Below are 19,706 nucleotides of genomic sequence, written 5' to 3' on the forward strand. Positions count from 1 at the left end.
GTCATCCCTTGAGGGCGCCGGCGGTCATGCCGGCCACGATCTTGCGGTTGAAGAAGACGAAGGCCAGCAGCGGGGGAATCGTGATCAGCACGATGTCCATGAACAGCAGGTTCCACTGGGTGCTGTACTGGCTCTGGAAGTTGTAGAGGGTGACCTGCACGGTGGCGTTGTCGTCGCCGGGCAGGAAGTACAGCGGGTTGACGAAGTCGTTGAAGATGGCCACCGAGCTGGTCAGGATCACGGTGATGGTGACCGGCCGCAGCAGCGGGAAGATCACTTTGAAGAACAGCGTGAAGCCGCCGCAACCGTCGATCATGGCGGCTTGGTCCAGTTCCCGGGGAATGGCCGCGATGAACGCGCGGAACAACAGCACCGCGAACGACAGACCGAAGGCCACCTCGACCAGCACCAGGCCGGGCAGCGTCTTGAACAGGCCGATCGCCTGCAGCAGCCAGATGGTCGGCACGATCGCGGGTGGGATGATCAGCCCGGACAGCACCAGGAAGTTGGCCAGCGCGCCGATCCTCCCGGCCCGGCGTTGCAGGACGAACGCGGCCATCGCGGCGGCGATCACGATGAGCGCGACCGACACGACGGTGACGATCGTGCTGTTGACGTAGGCGCGCAGCAGCACGTAGTCGCGTGCCTGGATGACCTCGATGAAGTTGGCCACGATCGGCCAGTTCGTCGGCCAGGCGAAGTCCAGGTCGGCGGACTGCACGTCGTCCTTGAACGCGGTCAGCAGCATGAACGAGAACGGCACCAGGAAGATCACTGTTGCCAGGATCAGAGCGAGGCCCTCCGCCCCCGCCCGCTTGAACGCTCTCATAGGGCGACCTGTCTTTTGCCGAGGTAGTGGTTGAGCGGGACGATGATGACGGCGACGACGACGAACAGCAGCACGTTGCCGGCCGTGGACAGGCCGAAGAAGCCCGCCTGGTACTGCTTGTAGATGATTGACGCGATGACGTCGCTGGTGAAGCCGGGGCCGCCGCGGGTCATCGTCCAGATCAGGTCGAAGGAGCGCAGGCCGCCGATGAACGACAGGATGATCACCGAGGAGGTGGCGGGCCAGCTCAGCGGCAGGGTGACATGCCGGAACCGGTGCCAGCCGGTGCCCCCGTCGACGGCGACCGCCTGGTAGTAGTCCTGCGGGATGGACAGGATGCCGGCGATGTAGATGACGGTGGCCAGCCCGACGCCCTTCCAGACGTCGACCAGCGCGACCGACAACAACGCCGTCGTCGCGTCGCCGAGCCAGTCGGGCCCGGAGATGCCGACCACGCCGAGGACTTTGTTGACCAGGCCGGTGTCCGGCCGAAGCAGCGCGCTGAAGGTGATTCCGACCGCGACGGTGGAGACCAGCACCGGGAAGAACACGACCGAGCGCAGGAAACCCCGCAGGCGCAGCTTGCTGGTGAGCAGCACGCCGAGCGCCATCCCGAGCACGACCTTCAGCCCGCTGGTGAGCACCGCGTAGATGAACGTGTTCTGGAAGCCGATGCGCAGATTCTGCTCGGCCAGGAAGTCACGGAAGTTGTCCAGCCCGACGAAGGTGCTGTCGAACAGCGTCCAGCGGGTCAGCGCGAAGTAGAACGCCATCACCGTCGGCACCAGGAAGATCACCACATACACGACGGCCGCCGGGACGTACAGCGCGTACGGATAGGCCGCCTGCCTCTTGCGGTTGGTGCGGGCATGCCGTTGCCGAGGGGCCGGGCCGGGCCCCTCGCGGGGCCCGGCGTCATGCGTGGTCACCACCCTGCGAGCCCCAACTGCTTGGCCTGCTTCTCCACGTCCTTGTCGTACTGGGCCGCGCCCTCGGCGGGCGGGGTCAGCCCCGAGCCGACGGCGACGGTGATCTGCTCCAGCGACGGGCCCTTGATGGGCGAGAGGAACTCCAGCGCGGGCGCGGTGGCGCCCTTGTCGATGTAGACCTGCAGGTCCTTGGCCACCTGAAGGGCATCATCGGGAAGCTTGGCACCCTTGACGCGGTACGGACCGGACGGCTTGACGGCCGCGGTCACCGCATCCGCGCCGGCCGGTGAGGCGACGAAGGCCAGGAACTTCTTGGCCGCGTCCAGGTGCTCGGTGGTCTTGGCGATGTAGATCGCGGCGGGCTCCCACACCGTCGCGCCGTTCTTTGCCGGGTCATCCCCCGGGACGCCGAAGAAACCGATGTCGGTGGCCGTCTGCGGGTAGTCGGCCAGCAGCGGCGGCAGCAACGTGCTGAGCATCGCGTAATGCGCGCCCTTGCCCTCCACCAGCATCTTCAGGCCCTGGTCGGAGGTGGCCGAGCCGAAGCCCTTGTTGGCGTAGCCCTTGGCGTTGACGTCCGCGAGGTGCTGGAAGCCTCCCAGGGCGGCCGGAGTGCCGGCGAACTTGACCTTGCCCGCGGTGTAGTCCTGGGCGAAGTTCGGCACCGCCGCCTGGATGTTGTAGAAGTCGGCCAGTACGAAGATCTGCGACGTCCAGGTGTCCTTGAACGTAGTGATCACCGGGGTGATCCCGGCCGCCTTGATCTTCTCGTTGTTGGCCATGAACTCGGCCCAGGTCTGGGGCACCTGCAGGCCGAGATCGGCGTAGACCTTGCGGTTGTACAGGATGCCGCCGGCCGCGAGCGTGGTCGCCGGCACGCCGTACACCTTGCTCTGCTGCGTCACGACCGGGAGGTAGTCCGGCTGGACGTTGGCCAGGACGGGATCGCCGGTGAGGTCGACGAGGGTCTGGGCCGGGTTGAGCGCCTGCAGCAGCGAACCGGAGTTGTACCAGAAGACGTCGGTCATCTCGCCGGTGGACAGCCGGGTTTTGACGACGTTGTCGCCCTCGCCCCCTCCCGGCTGCTGTTCCATATCGATCTTGATGGTGGGGTTGGCCTTCATGAACGCGTTGACCAGCGCCTTGGAGGTGTCCACGGTCGACTGGTCGCTGCCCGTCATGAAGGACAGGGTGACGGTGCCGTCGGCGGCCGGCTCAGAGCCTGAGCCGCAGGAGGCGAGAGCCGCCATCGCGAGAACGGCCACGGCCGTTCCGAGCATGCGGTGCGAGGTCTTCATAATGCCCCTCTAAATTATTGAATCGTTTTAAGCGACTCCCCGATGCGGTTAACGTAGGCGTTACACGAAAGAGCGTCAAGAGACATTTGGGTAACGGTACCCCTGCTAAACCGCAGCTCAGAAGATCGCAACCATGATCTTTTAGATACCGTTATTCGTCTGACCAGCGCGAAGGGCTCGGGAAGGGAATCGGCAAGCCGTTCCTCAGGGCAATGAAGTGCCCTAATCAGACGGACCATCGATTGGCGCAACCTTGCGAGCCGTCGGCGTCCGTCGCGGCGTACATGCCCATCTCGACGACGCCCACCTCCCGTAGCCCCACCCGGGTCGCCGTTACCAGGGGCGAAGCAACTCCGTAGTCGCTGTTCGGGTAGGTGATAGGTGGACGGCCGACCCCAAGGCAGCCGGTGGATCATGTCCGCGGGTCGACCGAGGCCAGGGGCATCACGCCAGGACAGGTTGCCCTGGCGTGACTGCCGGCACAGCAGCCGTGGATCGTACCGATCCCCGGAACTCGCCGCCCGTCTCGCCTGCGGGAGAACACAGAGGCGACCGCGGTGGGGGCTGTCCGCGGATGAGCGGGCCGGCCTGGATGCCCTGGCCGCCAGGGTAGGGGTGTCCGGTGAGCGGCCTGGCCCCTGGCGGTGAAGGACCGTCAGAAATAGGTAGGCATACGCGGCACGTAGGGCTCCTCCAGCGAGCGGATCTCCTCGTCGGTGAGCTGGATGTCGAGCGCGGCGGCGGCGTCGGCCAGGTGGTGGGGCTTGGTGGGGCCCACGATCGGCGCCGAGACCACGGGATTCTTGAGGACCCAGGCCATCGCGACCTGCGCCATCGGCACGTCGCGCGCCTCCGCGATCCGTTGCACGGCATCGACGATGGCCTGGTCGCTGTCGAGGAACAGCGGCCGGCCGTGGAAGTCGACGACGGGATCACTCTGCGAACGGCGCGTCGACCGCTCCCCCCAAGGGCGCGCGACCCGCCCCGCCGCCAGAGGACTCCAGGGGATGCTTCCCACGCCCTGGGCGGCGAGCAGGCCGAACATCTCCCGCTCCTCCTCGCGGTGAATCAGGCTGTACTGGTCCTGCATGGAGATGAACCGGGTCCACCCGCCCGCCTGCGCGGTGTGCTGCATCGTGGCGAACTGCCACGCCCACATCGACGAGGCCCCGATGTAGCGGGCCTTGCCGGCCTTGACCACATCGTGCAGGGCCTCCATCGTCTCCTCCACCGGCGTCTCGGGGTCGAAGCGGTGGATCTGGTAAAGATCGATGTAGTCGGTGTCCAGGCGCCTCAGGGAGGCGTCGACCTGTTCCATGACAGCCTTGCGGGACAGGCCCGACCCTCCCGGGCCCCGGTGCATCGGCTGGAACAGCTTGGTGGCCAGCACGATGTCGTCACGCTGGGTGTACTTCCTCACAGCTCGCCCGACGATCTCCTCCGAAGTGCCCAAACCGTAGATGTTCGCGGTGTCCCAGAACGTGATGCCCAGGTCGACGGCCTGCCGGAAGATCGGCTCGGCCGCCTGGTCGTCAAGCACCCACGGCATTCGCTTGGCCGGGTCGCCGAAGCTCATGCAGCCCAGCGCGATGCGGCTGACCTTCAGCCCTGACGTTCCCAAACGGGTGTATTCCATGATGTGTGTCCTTTCTCAGCGTGCGGGCCCTTGGGAGCCCTTCGTACGGTTGGATCGGGGTGCCGGTCAGCGTTCGAGGAGGCCCAATTCGAACTCCCCGTGGGTTTCGCCACTTGCAGGGGTAAGGTTGTTCAGCTGCTCGATCTGGCCGGGGGTCAGGGTCACGGCGTCGGCGGCGGTGTTCTCCTCGACGCGTGCGACGCGCTTGGTTCCGGGAATCGGAGCGAAGTCGTCGCCCTGGGCGAGCAGCCAGGCCAAGGCGACCTGGGCGGGAGTGGCACCGGCCTGGTCGGCGACGGCTTGGACCTCGTCGGCGATACGCAGGTTGCGCTGGAAGTTCTCACCCGTGAAGCGCGGGTTGTTCTTTCGCCAGTCGGTGTCGCCGAAGGCGTCGGTGGAGCGGACCTTCCCGGTGAGGAATCCGTGACCCAGCGGCGAGTAGGGCACGAAGCCGATGTTCAGCTCCCGCAGCACCGGCAGCACCCGCGCCTCCGGATTCCTGGTCCACAGGGAGTACTCCGTCTGGACCGCGGCGATCGGGTGGATGGCGTGGGCCCGGCGGATCGTCTCCGGACCGGCCTCGGACAGGCCGATATGGCGGATCTTGCCCTCGGTGATCAGCTCGGCCAGTGTCCCGACCGTGTCCTCGATCGGCACCTGCGGGTCGACGCGATGCTGGTAGTACAGGTCGATGTGGTCGGTGCCCAGCCGCTTCAGGGAGCCCTCGACGGCGGTGCGGACGCTGGCCGGGCTGCTGTCGAGCTGCCCGGACGGCCGGCCGGTGTGGGAGAGAAAGCCGAACTTCGTCGCCAGAACCACCTCCTCCCGGCGGCCCTTCAGGGCCCGGCCGAGAAGTTCCTCGTTGGTATACGGGCCGTAGATCTCAGCGGTGTCGAGAAAGGTGACCCCCAGCTCCAGGGCCCGGTGGATGGTGCGGATCGACTCCTCCTCGTCGGTGCCGGAATCGGTGTAGGCGTAGGACATGCCCATCGTGCCCAGGCCGATACGGGAAACATCCAGGTCACCGAGCTTTACGTGCTGCATAGCGCTACTCCGCCTCTACTTCAGGACTCGATCGGGTTCTGCACCCAGCCGCCCGCTCTTCGAACGCGCTCCGTACCCGCGAGCCGGGATCACGGCCGCAGAGCGGTCTTGATTCCACCTTCGCCCTCATTCGGCGCGGGTGGCAGGCCGGGCCGTTCGGGGTAATGACAGGGCCCCCATCGTGCTTTCCGGCAGGTCAGCACGGTGTGACACTGAAACCCAGTGGGCGGGCGGTGGCGCCGCAGCATGGACATGACGCGCCGCGCCCGGTCGTGACGACCCGCGCGGTCCTCAGGGTCAGGTGGGTGGCGCGGTCACGGCTGGGTCCTGGGCTCTTTCCGGTCTCGCGTGGAGGGGCCCGCGGCCGGGTGGGAGGCGGTCATGTCCAGCAGGAGCAGCGCGTCATGGTCGGGGGTACCGGGCTCGGCGACGTAGACGCCCAACCGCTGGCCTGGGGTGCCTTCCAGCTCCATGGACTGGGGGCTGAGGGTGAGGGCACCGACATGAGGATGGTGGAAGGACTTGCGGGTGTACTTGCGGCCGGTCACCTCGTAGCGTTCCCACAGTGTGGCGAAGTCGGGGCTCTTCAGCAGTAGTTCACCCACCAGGCTGGTCAGATCGGGGGCGTCGGGGGCCGTGCCGGCCTGAGCACGCAGACGGGCGACGCAGCTGCGGACCTGGTTCTCCCAGTCGGGGAACAACTCACGAGCGGCGGGGTGCAGGAACAGGTAGCGGGCGAGGTTGCGCTGTTTGACAGGCCAGTCGTCCAATCCCGCGTAGAGGGCGAGCCCGCCCGGATTGCCGGCCAGGAAGTCCATACTGCGGCTGACGATGTAGGCCGGGTTCGGGCGCATCGTCTCCAGCAGCAGTTTCAGGTGGGGGCGCACGATGCGGCTGGGCGGCGGCGGGGGCTCGGGAGCGTACCGGGCGGCGCGAGTGGCGAGCTCGCGCAGGTGCTGGTGCTCGCGCTCGTCCAGCAGCAGGGCGCGAGCCAGGGCGTCGAGCACCGAGGGGCTGGGGCGTGTCTCCTTGCCGCGCTCCAGGCGCACGTAGTAGTCGATGCTGATCCCGGCCAGCGTGGCCACCTCCTCACGGCGCAGTCCCGGGGTGCGGCGCAGACCGGTTCCGACGGTGAGGCCCACCTGGCCGGGGCTGGTCTGGGTACGGCGGGCGTGCAGGAAACGACCCAGCTCAGGGCCGCTTGCGTCAGAGGCGTGCTGGTGTGCCATATCTCCAGTGTCACACTGCGCTGACCTGCGCGGCGCTCAGGTGAGGGGCCCTGTCATTACCCCGAACAACCCGGCCTGTCACCGCGACCGCCGCGAGAGCAGTCTGGATGGGCGAGGGCGAACGGCAGGCGAGGCCTCAGCCTACTGATGTCACGCGAATAATTACCCACGCGATAACGATAATGAGTGACAGAGCGGGCGTAGCACCCTGCCGCCGCGCCATGCCCGACAGATCATCAGCACAAGGAGATATCGGCATGCGGTACATCAAGCTGCGCGACCTGGAGGTTTCCCGGATCGGGCTGGGCGCAATGGGCATGTCACACGGCTACACCGGCGCCGGCACCGACGAGGCGGAATCCATCCGCACCATCCACCGGGCCCTGGAGCTGGGCGTCACCCTGATCGACACGGCCGAGATCTACGGTCCTTACACCAACGAGGAACTTCTCGGCCGGGCCTTGAAGGGGCGCCGTGACCAGGTGGTGCTGGCGACGAAATTCGGCTTGATCGCGCACGCCGGCGCGGGCCCCTGGAATTTGGACAGCGGTCCGAACAACATCCGCACCGCCGTCGAAGGCTCCCTGAAGCGGCTGGGCACCGACCACATCGACCTGTACTACCAGCACCGGGTCGACCCGGGCACGCCCATCGAGGAGACCGTCGGCGTCCTGGCGGAGCTGGTCGAGCAGGGCAAGGTCCGCGCGATCGGCCTGTCCGAGGCCGGGCCCGAGACCATCCGGCGCGCCCACGCCGTCCACCCGGTCACCGCGGTCCAGTCGGAATACTCCCTGTGGACCCGGGGCCTGGAGGAGCGGGTGCTGCCGCTGCTGCGCGAGCTGCGCATCGGGCTGGTGCCCTTCTCACCGCTGGGCCGTGGTTTCCTCACCGGGAAGATCCGCTCCGCCGAGGGCTTCACCGAAGACGACTTCCGCCGCGGCAACCCACGCTTCACGGGTGAGAACTTCCAGCGCAACCTGCGTATCGCCGACGAGGTCCAAGCCGTCGCCGACCAGGCCGGCGCCACCCCGGCCCAGGTCGCCCTCGCGTGGCTGCTCGCCCAGGGCGACGACATCGCCCCCATCCCCGGCACCAAGCGCGTCAGCCGCGTTGAGGAGAACACCGCCGCCGACGCCGTCCAGCTGACCGATGAGCAGCTCGCCAAGCTCGCCGGCCTGCCTGCGGCATCCGGCGACACCCACGCCGAGGCCGCCCTGCGCATGCTGGAGCGCTGACCCACGTCACAGGCCCGAACCCCGTCCGTGCAGTCCTCACACCACCCCTACGAAAAGGGCACCCGATGCAGAGCGTCATCTTGATCAACGGCCTGGAGACGCCCCTCCACCGCGACCCCGCCATCACCGGCCGGCTCGGCACCAGACGCGTCGACTGACCGCGCCGAGATGGGACACACGCCGTCCGCCGCGCTGGGGCGACGCTCGCTCCTTCGCCGCGCACTCATCACAGGAACGGCCATGATCACTGGCATGCACGTGAGCGGCTGCTCCGCACTCTCGCCGCGTCCGGCCACGCAACACCGGGTCCCACCCTCGCCGGCGGGCCGGGCCGTTCTACTGGCCTATTTCTCCCGGGCGGGCGAGAACTACCACTACGGTGGGCGCACTCGCCTCACGGTCGGCAACACCGAAGTGCTGGCCCGGATGATCAACAGGCACATCGAGTGCGATGTGCACCGCATCCTGCCCGCCGATCCCTACCCCGATGACTACTCCCAGACCGTCGAGCGCAACGTCCGCGAGCAGGACGCCGACGCCCGTCCAGCCATCGACGGCCCTTCGCCGTCGATCGATCGCTATGACACGGTGCTGCTGGGCAGCCCCATCTGGAACGTCCGCGCACCCATGATCATGTCGACGTTCACCGAGGGACTCGACTTCCGCGGCAAGATCGTCATCCCTTTCACCACCCACGCGATGAGCGGGCTGGGAACCACAGCACGCGACTACGCCGCCTCATGCCCTGGCGCGATCTTCGCCGAAGGTCTCGCCATCCGCGGCGAGCAGGTCAACCACGCCGACGCCGAAGTCCAAGCATGGCTAGGGCGCCTCGGCCTTCTCACCCCAACGCCCGGCCCCACCCGCCCACCGGCAGGCAACCCCACGTAACAGCCCAGAACTCCTCTGGCCACGGGGCAAAGACATCCCGACAACTATCCACCGGGTGAAGGTGGTCCGCTCACCCCCGTGTGCGCGGAGCAGGGGCTTATCTGGGGTTCTTGTTCTCTTCCCGCAGGTCAGAGCGAAATGATCTTTTCAGGTGATCCCGGCTACGCCAGCCTGGACTACAAGATCGCCTACGGTGACGACAAACCCAGCGGCCGGCACAAGCCGGGCGGGGACGTCGCGGCGGTGGCCTTATCTCCCGGCGAGAAGATGCAGCTGCCCGTCTGGACCTGATGCGCGGCTCGGTGGGGCGGCCATCGCGACTTGTGGATTGCCTTCCTGCGGACTTCGTATCGAGGCGATGGTGGGGGTCAGAGACCGAACTGGAGTTTGATGCCGCCGATGAAGGTGGCGTCGTCGGTGGCGGCGCGGTTGGCGATCAGGTCGGCTGCGTACGGGCCTGCGGCGTAGCGGAGCCGGTCGGTGCCGTCGGTTGCCGCTCGATAGACGGTCTCGGCGACGACTTCGGGTTCGTCGCCCCCTGCGCCCATCTGTCCCTGTGCGGTGAAGAACGCTCCGACGAGCTTCTGGTACTCGGTGAGGTTCTCGTCGTTGGTGAAGTCGAGCGAGCGGCCGGCGAAGTCGGTGTTGACGAGGCCCGGCTCGACGATCTTGACGTTGACGCCGATCGCCGCGAGTTCGTAGTGGAGGGCCTCGCTCAGTCCTTCGACGGCGAACTTGGTGCCGTGATAAAGGGTGCCGAGCGGGAAGGTGACCTTGCCGCCGATGGAGGAGATGTTGACGATGGTGCCGCTGCCGTTCGCGCGCAGGTGCGGCAGGACTGCCTTGGTCGTCTCCAGCAGGCCCATGACGTTGACGTCGAACTGCCGGCGGATCTTGTCCATCGGCGTCGCCTCCAGCAGGCCGTAGGCGCCGTATCCCGCGTTGTTGAGCAGTACGTCGATCCGGCCGAACCGCTCCAGGCCGGCGTCGACGGCCGCGGTGATCGAGTGGGAGTCCTGCACGTCGAGCCGGGTGACGAGCAGGTTCTCCAGCGCGGTGAGCTCGGTCTCGTGCTCGGGGTTGCGCATCGTGGCGATCACATTCCAGCCCTGCTCGTGGAAGTGCTTCGCGGTCGCCCTGCCGATACCGCTTGAGCTTCCGGTGATGAGGATCGTCCTGGTCACGGTTGTCTCCGTCTCTTCGTCGTGCCCACCGCTGCGGTGGTCGTGTCTCCCACGCTAGGTGCGACGGCCCGCCAGAGAACTAGCGGATGACGCCTGTCTTCTTGCTTTTCGCGCCAAGACGTGGTGGCGTCTTCTGCGGGTCGGATGGCGCCTCCGGCATGCACACCGCCGACGCGGAGAACTACCATGGAGAGATGGCGTCAGAGCGGTTCACCGTCGACCCGGGCGCCCGTGCGCTCCTGCACGACCTCGAGATCTCCGTCGCCCATGTGCTGCGACGGGCTCAGCTGCCGGCCGGTGTCTTCGCGCACGGTCCGGTCACGATGACGGCCGAGGAGTACTACCGGTTCTGGGACGCGATGGACGCCGAGGCCGCAGATCCCGACCTGGCGGTGAGGATCGGACGCGCACTGTCGGTCGAGGCGTTCAACCCGCCGATCTTCGCGGCGCTGTGCAGCGCGAACCTGCGCACCGCGGCTGAGCGCATCGCCGTGTTCAAGCCGCTCATCGGCCCGATGAACCTCGCTGTCACCGCCGACCGCGGCGGGCTGACGATCGGATTCCACTGGCCCGAGGGACAGGCGCCACCACGGCTGCTGGTCGCCGCCGAACTCGCGTTCTGGGTCGCGCTGGCCCGGATCGGCACGCGGCACGAGGTGCACCCGACCCGAGTCGCGATGCGCCGGGCTCCGCAGCCTTCAGCAACGACGACCTCCTACTTCGGCACGCCGATCCGCGAGGCCGAGGCCGACACCGTCACCTTCTCCGCCGAGGACGCCTCGCTCCCGTTCCTCACCGAGGACGAGTCCATGTGGACCTTCTTCGCACCAGAACTGCGCCGCCGCCTGTCCGAACTCGAAGCGTCCGCCACCACGGCGGACCGCGTGCGCGCCGCACTCCACGAGCGCCTGCCGGCCGGCGAGAGCTCGATCAACGCCATCGCCGGCCAGCTCATGCTCAGCCCGCGCACGCTCCAGCGGCAACTGCAATCAGAAGGAACCAGCTACCAGGCCGTCCTCAGCGACACCAGGGAAAAGCTCGCCCGCCGCTACCTGACAGACCGATCCCTCACCACATCCCAGGTCGCATACCTCCTCGCCTACGACGACACCAACTCCTTCTACCGGGCCTTCCGCCGCTGGACCGGACTCACCCCCGAAGCCGCACGGGCCGGCGGCCACCTCACGATGACATGATCATCCATGCCTCTAAGCCTGCCGTATTCCGGCCGCCCCCTCTGTGCGGAGATCGGCCCGTTGCTCCTGGCCGGGCGGGCGGTCGCGGTAAAGGCGGGCGAATCGGCGCCGGATCGGTGATCGGCATGAGAGCGGATAAGGCGGCAACGGCACCAAGCGCACGATAGAGGGCAGAGGGCGTGTTCCGCGGGCGGACTATGGCACGTACCTGCTTGGATCGACGCATGGTCCATCCGCTGGATCTAGAGAAGGAGCTCGCCTGTGGCGGTTGCGATGCGGGAAGTGCAGGAAACGCTCCTAACCTATCTTGCTGCCTATCCTGACGAGCTGCACGGCCTTGAGGTCGCTGTCCGTTCGATCCTCGATCGCACGGACATCACTCCCCGTTCCAACCTTCAAGGTCATGTCACGTGCAGTGTGGCAGCCATCAACCCAAGCGGGCTGATGCTGGAGGTCCATCACCGGTTTCTCGGGCTGTGGTTGCCACCCGGGGGTCATCTGGACCCTCGCGACGATTCCCTGCTTGACGCCGCCCTGAGGGAACTGTACGAGGAAACTGGTATTCACCGCACCGATACCTCTCTGGCCTCGGCCGGCCCGGTCGAGGTGATGTTGGGGGACGTCCCCACTCGGCCCAGCCGAGGCGAGCCTGCGCACTGGCATCTGGACTTCGCCTTCGCCGTCCACGTCGATGCCGCCCCGACCTTGCGGATGGACACCGGTGAGATCCATGACATTCGGTGGACGCCTGGGCATGCGACGACGGTTGGGGAACGGCTGTCCAGCAGACTCGCGGCCCTACTCGGCCACTCGGATCCGGGCTGTGTGACAGTAGCCGGCGGTACTGGGGCCGGTGACGCGTAGGATCGCGTCGGCCACGAACTGCACGAATTCACCGACGGTCCCGGTTGAACCCGGCTCCTTCGCCGGTGAGCAGGTCCTCTTCGCCTAGGTGGAGCTCGCCCCGGCCGCCGACGTCAACCGGTGTTCCCCGAGGCCGGTTTACACCGCGGCGGGCGTGGAGCTCCACCTGGCTACCGACCGGGTCGGTGTGCATGGGCGGCCAGGAAGCGACGCGCTGCTCGGTGGCTGGTGAGCGTGACAACGCGGGCGTGGGTGGCGTGTTCGGCGATGAGGGCGCGGACCCTGGGTCGCATCCGGCGCCGGTAGCCGAGGATGTACCGGATGAAGCCCCAGTGGATACGGTCGAAGACACCGTGCTCACCGTGCTGGCCGCCGCGATAGCGAAGGCGGCGCTGCAGGATGCCCCACAAGCACACGGCCGGGGGGATGTCGAGGAAGATCACGGTGTCGGCGCGGGCGAGGCGGATGGGCAGGGTGGAGGCGAAGTTACCATCGATCACCCACCGGGGCTCGGCGACCAGTTTCTGCTGGATGGCGGCGAACTCCTCCTGGGGGAGGGCGTTCCACGCGGCGTCGTAGTAGACGCCGTCCAGGTGGGTCATCGGGGCGTCGACAAGGGCGGCGAGCCGGCGTCCCAGGGTGGTCTTACCGCTACCGCCGCAGCCGATGATGGCGATCCGGTCCATGTTGCCCCAGGTTACCGAGTCGGGGAAGGAGCGGAGCGAGGCTTGCCTGGTGTCGCTCACGGGGTCGAGGGACGACGGGACGGTTATGAGTTCGGAGTCTGTCCGACCGGACATCGGCCATGCCGATGTTGAAGAGCGCATCTGCCGCCCCGAGACTTCGTGTCTGCGCCCGCGACCAGTTCGTGTCGCTCGATCCGGGCCGGCAGGTCCTCGAGGTCGGCCGGTAGTCGTCAGGCGTCGCTCTGGGGCCGGCCGTCGCTGAGGACGGGTTCGGGCAGGGCGCCGGCGTTGTGTTCGACGAGTCGCCAGCCTCTGCGGCCTTCTTCGAGGACGGACCAGCAGCCGTTGGACAGCCCGACGGACCGGCTGATTACCGCTCACCCGAGGCGAAGCCAACCTGGTCTTCTGGATGATCTCCAAATGATACGAGTAAGGCTCCATTACGGGGGTTTCCGGAGATCGTGAGCCGTCTCAGCGACCTAGAAGGGCTAGGGGCGCATTCCAGCATGCAGGGCAAGAATGGGTCATAGCTGTGTGGCCGTGCGGATCAGCCCGGCGAGGGCGAGGGAGTGGCTGTGCGTGGGCCAGGCGATGTGGGTAACGATGGGGGGCGCGTCGGTCAGGGGGACGGCGGTGTGCTCGGCCCATAGCCAGGCGCGGGCGGAGTCGGGGATGACGGCCACGGTGCGTCCGAGGGCGATCAGCTGGGCCAGCTGCGTCTGGTCGTGGATCTCGGGGCCCGGACCGGGTGGGTACGTGCCGTGGCGGGGCCAGCGGGCGAGCGGAAGATCGGGGACGTCGCTGACGTCGGCCAGGGACAGAGTCCTGCGCGCGGCGAGGGGGTGCCTGGCGGGCAGGATAGCGATCTGCCCTTCGGTCAGCAGTTCCTCGCTGTCGAACCCGGCGAGGGAGTTGTACGGCGCCTGCATGAGCGCCACATCAGCGCGGCCATCACGCAGCATCCCTTCCTGCTCACCAATGCCGCACGGCAGCACCTCGATCTCGGCGGCGTCGGGCTCGGCCGCGTAGGCGTCGAGAAGCTTGTGCAGCAGCTCGTGAGACCCGGCGGCCTTCACCGCCAGCACCAGGCGATTGCGGGGGCCACCCGGACTATCAGCGCCACCGGCGCGACGGGTGCGGCGAGCGGCAGCGGTGGTCGCGTCGAGGGCTGCGCGGCCCTCGTGCAGCAGGACCTCCCCGGCGCCGGTCAGGGAGACACCGCGGCGGTTACGTTCCAGTAGGGAGACGCCGAGGCGCCGCTCAAGCTGCTGGATCGCCCGGGACAGCGGTGGCTGGGCCATGCCGAGGCGCTCGGCGGCGCGGCCGAAGTGCAGTTCCTCGGCGACGGCTACGAAGTACCTCAACTCGCGGGTCTCCAAGGTGTCCACGGCCGCAGAATACCTCAGTGATACCTACCGGGTATGACAGTGCACCGTATCGGTGTTGGATGCACCGCTCGTCCGTGAGCGAACATCAACGGCATGAGCGAAACGAAGATCGCGCTGGTGACCGGCGCGAACAAGGGAATCGGGTACGAGATTGCGACCGGGCTGGGCGCCCTCGGGTACCGCGTGGGCGTGGGAGCCCGCGACGAGGCCCGGCTCGAGACCGCCGTTGAGAAGCTGCGCGCCGCCGGGGTGGACGCATTCGGGGTGCTGCTGGACGTGACCGGCGACCAGAGCGTCACCGATGCCGCGGAACTGATCGAATGGCAGGCCGGGCACCTGGACGTCCTGGTCAACAACGCCGGCATCTCAGGAGAGATGGGTCCGGGGTGGGTGCAGGACCCGACCACGCTCGACCTCGACGTGGTCCGCACGGTCGTGGAGACCAACGTCATTGGTGTCATCCGGGTGACCAACGCGATGCTGCCGCTGCTGCAACGCTCGACGTCGCCACGCATCGTCAACCTCTCCAGTGGCGTCGCCTCCCTGACCCGGCAGGCGGACCCGGACATCGAGATCGGCCCCATTATGGCGGCCTACGCGCCGTCGAAGTCGTTCCTCAACGCCGTCACCGTGCAGTACGCCCGGCAGTTCGCCGGTACGAACATCCTGATCAACGCCGCCTGCCCGGGCCTGGTCGCGACCGACTTCACCGGCTTCCACGGGCCCCGCACTCCTGAGCAGGGCGCAGCCACAGCGATCCGGCTCGCCACGCTGCCCGACGGCGGCCCGACCGGTTCGTTCTTCGAGGACGACGGCGTCATCCCCTGGTGACCCCGACGGTGACGGCTGCTTTGGCGGCTCGCTCGATCTTCGCGCGCTGAGCTTCCCAGAAGGCCGAGTCGTGCCGCGGAGTCGCGTATTGGGCTGTGGTCCCCGTTGAACCGTCGAGCTGTTCGCGCAGGATGTCGGCGTGTCCTGCGTGCCGGCAGGTCTCGGTGAGCATATGGACCAGGATGTTGAACAGCTTCACGTTGGGGCGGGGCCACCAGGGCACGTAGCCAGGGGAGTCGATGGCGAGGGCGGTGATCGTCGCGTCTGAGTGCTCCCAGACGAGACGGTAGCGGTCGGTGATCTCCTCGCGCGTCTCGTGCTCGGTCGCCCACATGTCGGCGCCGGGCTCTCCGGCGTCGTCCCACCGGGGCAGAGGCTCGGGGAACGGCCGATCGAAGACCTCGCCGAAGTACCTGGACTCCCAAATTGCCAGGTGCTTGACCAGGCCGAGAAGGTTGGTACCCGTCGAGGTCAGGGGCCGGCGGACGTCGTACTCGCCGAGCCCGTCGAGCTTCGAGAGCATCGTCTCGCGTATCTCTCGCAGATCGCTGTGCAGGTACTCTTTCGCGAAATCATCGATCATGGTGCACGAGCCTGTCATGCGCCGCCGGTGGGCTCAATGTGCGACCAGCACTCCCCAGGTGGCACACGCTTCCTGATAACGGCCGTCAGCTGAGAGCACCGGTTCCTCCCTCCCCGTGTTCGGCCTGCCGGCGCAGGCGGTCGGCCTGCTCCTTCTTCTCGGAGATGGGCCGCAAGCTCTCCTTCAGGGCGGCGACCTCGCCCAGCCACTGCATCCGATGGGCTCCGTGCACGACCACCAGTGCCCCGACGCCGACCCGCCCGCGCGTCGCGCGCTGAACCAGGGTCGCCACCGCGCCGCGCTCGAAATCCACGCCTTTAAGAACTGCTAACACAATGAGCTGAGGCGTCGCCAACAGATCTAGAGCACGAACAAGATGCCTTGCAGAGCGAGGCGGTCATCCGGCCGCTTACGCCCTGGCCAACGAGCTCGACGCTGATGTTCGGGGAGCAGCGGTTCGACGACCGCCCACAGCTCGTCGCTGACCTCCCACGGCTTCGGCGATGCCACCTGCCCGCCCCTCTCGCCGTCGCTACAGCGAGAGATCAAAGCACAACAGAGATCATTCTGTTGGGAACTCTAAGAGGGATCACTGATGCCCGACATCGCCCGGATCCTGCCTGCGGTGCGCAGGAACCCGACCAGGCCCACGAAGGTACCGCCTATCACGCCGCCGATGAACCATGCCGGGCTGTCGGAGTAGACGTTCGCCGTGCCGCCCGCCAACGAGGCGTGGACGACGACGCAGAACCGGAGCCCCCACGGGCTGACGCGATGATCCGGGATCCGGACGGCCCACGCACGATCAATGTGAAGGGCGTAAGCGAGCCTGAGAGTGAGATAACTCAGGATCTCGCAGATGACCACGGTCGGAACGGCCGCGATCCATCCGCCGAGCCACGCTTTCAGCAGCAGGAAGACAAACACATAACTCGACAACCGCAGGAGGGGCACAGCAATCATCGTCACACACCCACCTTCGGGCGAAAAGACCCACAATTTCATGGTTCGACGCCCAACAGCCGCCGCTTCCTCCGCGACGGACGAAGGACGCGGAACATGACCGGTGACGGGGAGCAGGTCCGCGGAGGGCGCCGCGTAGGGCGGCCCGGGGAGTGTCCGCACGGTTGTGATGGGCCGGCTGGAGTGCCTACCTCCGCGTGAACGGAGCGAAATACGCGCCGCACACGTCCGGGCGTTAATCGATTGATGGCTCACCGCCGGTGGCTGTCCCATCGTTCCCGGACCCCGGCCCTACCAGCCCGGAGACGCACGCATGGGCACTGTTCGAGACGGCCTGAAAAGGCCAATGTCTTGATCAGGGCGGGTGACTTGGCTGATGCTTGTGAACGGGCACTCCGAAGCGGCCAGGGGACGTGAAGGGATATCGGATATTGCGCAGCACGTCAGAACCCGCCGCTGTGCCGGTGGCTCCCGGACGCCTGCCGCTCCTCGGCCATCTGCTTCCGCTGATCCGCGATCCGCTGGCGTTCCTGTCGTCGCTGCCAGTCCGCGGGGACCTGGTCGAGGTGCGCGTCGGCCCGACCAAGGCGGTCGTGGTGTGCGATCCGGAACTGAACCATCGGCTCCTGATGGAGGACCGGACCTTCGACAAGGGCGGGGCGTTCATCGAGAAGGCCCGGGAGTTCGTCGGCGACAGCCTGGGCACCTGTCCGCACAGCCTGCACCGGCGTCAGCGGCGCCTGGCGCAGCCCGCGTTCCACCAGGCACGCATGCCGGGCTACACCGGCATCATGACCGAGCACATCACCGAAGCCACCCGATCATGGCGGCCCGGACGGGTCCTTGACGTCTACGCCGAGATGACGGGGATCACCTTCAAGATCCTCCTTGCGACCATGTTCTCCAGTTCCCTGCCGGCTCAGGCCGGTCATGACCGGCTGCACGAGGACATCGTCGCGATCTTCGATACCGTGTACCGGCGGATGCTGACACCGCGATCGCTCAACCGGCTGCCGACCCCGGGTAACCGCCGCTACCGGCAGGCCGTCGCGCGGCTGCACCGGAACGTCCACGCAGTGCTCGCCGACCGCCGTGCCGACGGCACCGATCATGGCGACCTCCTGTCGGCCCTCCTGGCCGCACGCGACGACGGCTCCGAGACGGCGGGCCGGGGCCTGTCCGACACGGAGATCACCGACAACACGATGATGTTCGTCCTGGCCGGCACCGAGACCACCGCCTCGGCCCTTGCGTGGGCGTTGCACCTGGTCGCCGGGCACCCGGAGGTCGAACGCGCCCTGCACGGCGAGGTCGACGCCGTCCTGGACGGCAGGCCGGCCACTCACACCGACCTGCCGCACCTGAAGCTGACCGGCCGTATCATCACCGAGACCCTGCGGCTGTATCCGCCGGGCTGGATCTTCACCCGGACCACCACCGCCGACGCCCTGCTCGGCGGTCACCGGATCCCCGAGAACACGACCGTCATCTACAGCCCGTACATCCTCCACCGCCGTGCGGACCTCTTCGACGCGCCCGACCGGTTCGACCCCGACCGGTGGATGCCCGGCCGGGTCCAGCCGGGACGCCACACCCTGGTTCCTTTCGGCGGCGGAAGCCGCAAATGCATAGGCGACACCTTCGCCGTCACCGAGGCCACGCTGGCCCTGGCCACCATCGCCTCCCGGTGGACCCTGCGTCACGTCGCCGGACCGCCGGTGACGCCGGCGAAGAGCGCCGTCCTGTATCCGCGGAATCTGCGCATGCGTGCCAAAGTTCGAGCCGAGGGCCCGCGCACCGATTCTACGAAAGGCTGGAATCTCGATGCCGGTCATTGACCCGACGAGGCTGTTCGACCTCCCGGAGTTGCAGCTGATTCCCGGTGACCGGAAGGCGCCTTGGGGGCCGGACCTTGACGGAGTGGTGGCCGCGTTCGCCCGCGAGACGGGACTCCTGACGACCGAAACGGCCAACCACTACTACACCAAACAGAACATCGGAACGATGTGCGCCTACGTGGTTCCGGGTGCCGTCTCGAGAGATCGCCGCGAAACCTACGGCAAACTCCAGACGTGGCTCTTCATCTACGATGACTGGGCCGAGCAACTGGGGAGGTTCCTCCTCCGCGAGGACGTGACCGGCGTGACCGACATCGTCCTCACCTGGTTCGCCGAATCCGAGTGGGAGTGCCGGCGCCTGGACCTCGCCGCGGCCCGCAGCATGCGGGAGATCTGGGCGCAGATCCAGCAGGACACCTCGCTGGACTGGCGGCACCGGCTCCGCGAAGAACTCGGCGTCTATCTCCGGACCGCCGTGGAAGAGGCCGAGCTGGTCCGCAGCGGCCGCGTGAATCCCTTCGGCAAGGCCAGCGAACTGCGACCGCTCGCCACGGCTGCGCAGGCCGTCTTCACCATGTCGGAATTTGCGTACGGTATCGAACTGCCGCGCGAGCTGATCCGGCATCCGTTCCTGAGGCGGATCAGCAGGGCGAGCACGATCGCCATCGCCTATGCCAACGACATCATCGGCCTGAAGGCGGACCTCTTGCGCGGTATCCGGGACAATCTCGTCCTGTCGCTGCAAGAGGAGTACGGCGGCGATCTGCAGACGAACGTCGAGCGTGCGGCGAAGGACTTCCATCGGGTGGCCGGAGAATTCGCCGACCTCCAGTCCCAGTTCCGCTCCGGCGGCGGCCTGTGCGACCACGAGATCGCCGGGAGGCCGGACGTCGAGGTGTACATCCAGATCCTGGAGGACTGGATGTACGAGGGCATCAAATGGCAGCTGCTCGACACCAACCGCTACGAGACGACAGTCCGGCTGACTCAGCGGGAGCACCCGAACCAACTCCTGAGCCTTGCCGAAGCCCTCCAGCCGGAATAGCCGTCCGGACGGCCGGGACGGCGCGCCGCCCATGGCC

21 protein-coding genes are annotated in these 19,706 nt (G+C 67.3%); 8 read left to right on the top strand and 13 right to left on the bottom strand.

Annotation, left to right across the window (positions count from 1 at the left end; genetic code table 11):
* Window position 1: 1 nt before the first annotated feature.
* The 6 genes from DKM19_RS22690 to DKM19_RS22720 form a co-directional block, all read right to left on the bottom strand.
* On the bottom strand, window positions 2–829 hold the full coding sequence (locus DKM19_RS22690) for a carbohydrate ABC transporter permease (RefSeq protein WP_110698145.1): 828 nt from the start codon (window positions 827–829) through the stop codon (window positions 2–4).
* Window positions 826–1,758, bottom strand: a complete 933-nt coding sequence (locus DKM19_RS22695) for a carbohydrate ABC transporter permease (RefSeq protein WP_204358956.1) — start codon at window positions 1,756–1,758, stop codon at window positions 826–828. The genes DKM19_RS22690 and DKM19_RS22695 overlap by 4 nt, the downstream gene beginning before the upstream one ends.
* The gene (locus DKM19_RS22700) at window positions 1,755–3,056 is read right to left on the bottom strand and encodes an ABC transporter substrate-binding protein (protein WP_110698146.1); all 1,302 of its coding nucleotides are present in this window, start codon (window positions 3,054–3,056) and stop codon (window positions 1,755–1,757) included. The genes DKM19_RS22695 and DKM19_RS22700 overlap by 4 nt, the downstream gene beginning before the upstream one ends.
* 655 nt (window positions 3,057–3,711) lie before the next feature.
* The gene (locus DKM19_RS22710; protein WP_110698148.1) at window positions 3,712–4,692 is read right to left on the bottom strand and encodes an aldo/keto reductase; all 981 of its coding nucleotides are present in this window, start codon (window positions 4,690–4,692) and stop codon (window positions 3,712–3,714) included.
* Between the two features lie 66 nt (window positions 4,693–4,758).
* Entirely contained in the window at window positions 4,759–5,736 is a 978-nt protein-coding gene (locus DKM19_RS22715; RefSeq protein WP_110698150.1) for an aldo/keto reductase, read from the bottom strand.
* Between the two features lie 314 nt (window positions 5,737–6,050).
* A complete protein-coding gene (locus DKM19_RS22720) occupies window positions 6,051–6,965 on the bottom strand; it encodes a helix-turn-helix domain-containing protein (RefSeq protein ID WP_110698152.1) in 915 nt (304 codons plus the stop codon).
* 257 nt (window positions 6,966–7,222) lie between these two features.
* Between DKM19_RS22720 and DKM19_RS22725 the strand changes: the two genes are divergently transcribed.
* The 3 genes from DKM19_RS22725 to DKM19_RS49665 all read left to right on the top strand — a co-directional run bounded on the left by DKM19_RS22725 (window position 7,223) and on the right by DKM19_RS49665 (window position 9,382).
* The gene (locus DKM19_RS22725; protein WP_110698154.1) at window positions 7,223–8,200 is read left to right on the top strand and encodes an aldo/keto reductase; all 978 of its coding nucleotides are present in this window, start codon (window positions 7,223–7,225) and stop codon (window positions 8,198–8,200) included.
* 240 nt (window positions 8,201–8,440) lie between these two features.
* On the top strand, window positions 8,441–9,091 hold the full coding sequence (locus tag DKM19_RS22730) for a flavodoxin (protein WP_110698156.1): 651 nt from the start codon (window positions 8,441–8,443) through the stop codon (window positions 9,089–9,091).
* Window positions 9,092–9,229: 138 nt separating this feature from the next.
* Window positions 9,230–9,382 (top strand): hypothetical protein, encoded by a 153-nt coding sequence (locus tag DKM19_RS49665; protein WP_162641685.1) that lies wholly within the window; start codon window positions 9,230–9,232, stop codon window positions 9,380–9,382.
* Window positions 9,383–9,459: 77 nt separating this feature from the next.
* Here DKM19_RS49665 and DKM19_RS22735 read toward each other — a convergent pair whose 3' ends face one another.
* Window positions 9,460–10,275: an SDR family oxidoreductase gene (locus DKM19_RS22735; RefSeq protein ID WP_110698158.1), complete on the bottom strand. Its 816-nt coding sequence runs from the start codon at window positions 10,273–10,275 to the stop codon at window positions 9,460–9,462.
* A gap of 158 nt (window positions 10,276–10,433) precedes the next feature.
* Here DKM19_RS22735 and DKM19_RS22740 point away from each other — a divergent pair, with 158 nt between their 5' ends.
* Both DKM19_RS22740 and DKM19_RS22745 read left to right on the top strand, forming a co-directional pair.
* Complete coding sequence (locus tag DKM19_RS22740; RefSeq protein ID WP_204358957.1) at window positions 10,434–11,471, top strand: AraC family transcriptional regulator; 1,038 nt, start codon at window positions 10,434–10,436, stop codon at window positions 11,469–11,471.
* 261 nt (window positions 11,472–11,732) lie between these two features.
* A complete protein-coding gene (locus tag DKM19_RS22745) occupies window positions 11,733–12,335 on the top strand; it encodes an NUDIX hydrolase (RefSeq protein ID WP_110698160.1) in 603 nt (200 codons plus the stop codon).
* Window positions 12,336–12,505: 170 nt separating this feature from the next.
* Here the strand turns inward: DKM19_RS22745 and DKM19_RS22750 are convergent, their stop codons facing one another.
* Both DKM19_RS22750 and DKM19_RS22760 read right to left on the bottom strand, forming a co-directional pair.
* Entirely contained in the window at window positions 12,506–13,021 is a 516-nt protein-coding gene (locus DKM19_RS22750; protein ID WP_110705897.1) for a topology modulation protein, read from the bottom strand.
* Window positions 13,022–13,545: 524 nt separating this feature from the next.
* On the bottom strand, window positions 13,546–14,409 hold the full coding sequence (locus DKM19_RS22760) for a LysR family transcriptional regulator (RefSeq protein WP_110698162.1): 864 nt from the start codon (window positions 14,407–14,409) through the stop codon (window positions 13,546–13,548).
* Between the two features lie 93 nt (window positions 14,410–14,502).
* Here DKM19_RS22760 and DKM19_RS22765 point away from each other — a divergent pair, with 93 nt between their 5' ends.
* A complete protein-coding gene (locus DKM19_RS22765) occupies window positions 14,503–15,240 on the top strand; it encodes an SDR family oxidoreductase (protein WP_110698164.1) in 738 nt (245 codons plus the stop codon).
* Here the strand turns inward: DKM19_RS22765 and DKM19_RS22770 are convergent.
* The 4 genes from DKM19_RS22770 to DKM19_RS22785 form a co-directional block, all read right to left on the bottom strand.
* Window positions 15,227–15,823: a DinB family protein gene (locus tag DKM19_RS22770; protein ID WP_110698166.1), complete on the bottom strand. Its 597-nt coding sequence runs from the start codon at window positions 15,821–15,823 to the stop codon at window positions 15,227–15,229. The genes DKM19_RS22765 and DKM19_RS22770 overlap by 14 nt on opposite strands.
* Before the next feature lie 85 nt (window positions 15,824–15,908).
* Window positions 15,909–16,136, bottom strand: a complete 228-nt coding sequence (locus DKM19_RS22775; RefSeq protein ID WP_110698168.1) for a hypothetical protein — start codon at window positions 16,134–16,136, stop codon at window positions 15,909–15,911.
* Window positions 16,137–16,183: 47 nt separating this feature from the next.
* Window positions 16,184–16,333, bottom strand: a complete 150-nt coding sequence (locus DKM19_RS22780; protein WP_204358958.1) for a transposase — start codon at window positions 16,331–16,333, stop codon at window positions 16,184–16,186.
* A 69-nt stretch (window positions 16,334–16,402) separates the two neighbouring features.
* Window positions 16,403–16,828, bottom strand: a complete 426-nt coding sequence (locus DKM19_RS22785) for a hypothetical protein (RefSeq protein ID WP_162641686.1) — start codon at window positions 16,826–16,828, stop codon at window positions 16,403–16,405.
* A 389-nt stretch (window positions 16,829–17,217) separates the two neighbouring features.
* Here DKM19_RS22785 and DKM19_RS22790 point away from each other — a divergent pair, with 389 nt between their 5' ends.
* Together DKM19_RS22790 and DKM19_RS22795 are read left to right on the top strand one after the other, a co-directional pair.
* Complete coding sequence (locus DKM19_RS22790; RefSeq protein ID WP_204358959.1) at window positions 17,218–18,624, top strand: cytochrome P450; 1,407 nt, start codon at window positions 17,218–17,220, stop codon at window positions 18,622–18,624.
* Entirely contained in the window at window positions 18,611–19,669 is a 1,059-nt protein-coding gene (locus DKM19_RS22795) for a terpene synthase family protein (protein WP_110698172.1), read from the top strand. The genes DKM19_RS22790 and DKM19_RS22795 overlap by 14 nt, the downstream gene beginning before the upstream one ends.
* The last annotated feature ends 37 nt before the right edge of the window (window positions 19,670–19,706 follow it).

Source organism: Streptosporangium sp. 'caverna', assembly GCF_003203775.1.
In the GTDB taxonomy this organism is placed as follows: domain Bacteria; phylum Actinomycetota; class Actinomycetes; order Streptosporangiales; family Streptosporangiaceae; genus Streptosporangium; species Streptosporangium subroseum.

Bases quoted from the DNA above. Each gene is read 5' to 3' on its own strand.
- DKM19_RS22765 (WP_110698164.1), top strand. From the start codon at position 14,503: ATGAGCGAAACGAAGATCGCGCTGGTGACCGGCGCGAACAAGGGAATC.
- DKM19_RS22700 (WP_110698146.1), bottom strand. From the start codon at position 3,056: ATGAAGACCTCGCACCGCATGCTCGGAACGGCCGTGGCCGTTCTCGCG.
- DKM19_RS22785 (WP_162641686.1), bottom strand. From the start codon at position 16,828: ATGAAATTGTGGGTCTTTTCGCCCGAAGGTGGGTGTGTGACGATGATT.
- DKM19_RS22715 (WP_110698150.1), bottom strand. From the start codon at position 5,736: ATGCAGCACGTAAAGCTCGGTGACCTGGATGTTTCCCGTATCGGCCTG.
- DKM19_RS22750 (WP_110705897.1), bottom strand. From the start codon at position 13,021: ATGGACCGGATCGCCATCATCGGCTGCGGCGGTAGCGGTAAGACCACC.
- DKM19_RS22725 (WP_110698154.1), top strand. From the start codon at position 7,223: ATGCGGTACATCAAGCTGCGCGACCTGGAGGTTTCCCGGATCGGGCTG.
- DKM19_RS22770 (WP_110698166.1), bottom strand. From the start codon at position 15,823: ATGATCGATGATTTCGCGAAAGAGTACCTGCACAGCGATCTGCGAGAG.
- DKM19_RS22690 (WP_110698145.1), bottom strand. From the start codon at position 829: ATGAGAGCGTTCAAGCGGGCGGGGGCGGAGGGCCTCGCTCTGATCCTG.
- DKM19_RS22720 (WP_110698152.1), bottom strand. From the start codon at position 6,965: ATGGCACACCAGCACGCCTCTGACGCAAGCGGCCCTGAGCTGGGTCGT.
- DKM19_RS49665 (WP_162641685.1), top strand. From the start codon at position 9,230: ATGATCTTTTCAGGTGATCCCGGCTACGCCAGCCTGGACTACAAGATC.
- DKM19_RS22730 (WP_110698156.1), top strand. From the start codon at position 8,441: ATGATCACTGGCATGCACGTGAGCGGCTGCTCCGCACTCTCGCCGCGT.
- DKM19_RS22795 (WP_110698172.1), top strand. From the start codon at position 18,611: ATGCCGGTCATTGACCCGACGAGGCTGTTCGACCTCCCGGAGTTGCAG.
- DKM19_RS22740 (WP_204358957.1), top strand. From the start codon at position 10,434: ATGCACACCGCCGACGCGGAGAACTACCATGGAGAGATGGCGTCAGAG.
- DKM19_RS22710 (WP_110698148.1), bottom strand. From the start codon at position 4,692: ATGGAATACACCCGTTTGGGAACGTCAGGGCTGAAGGTCAGCCGCATC.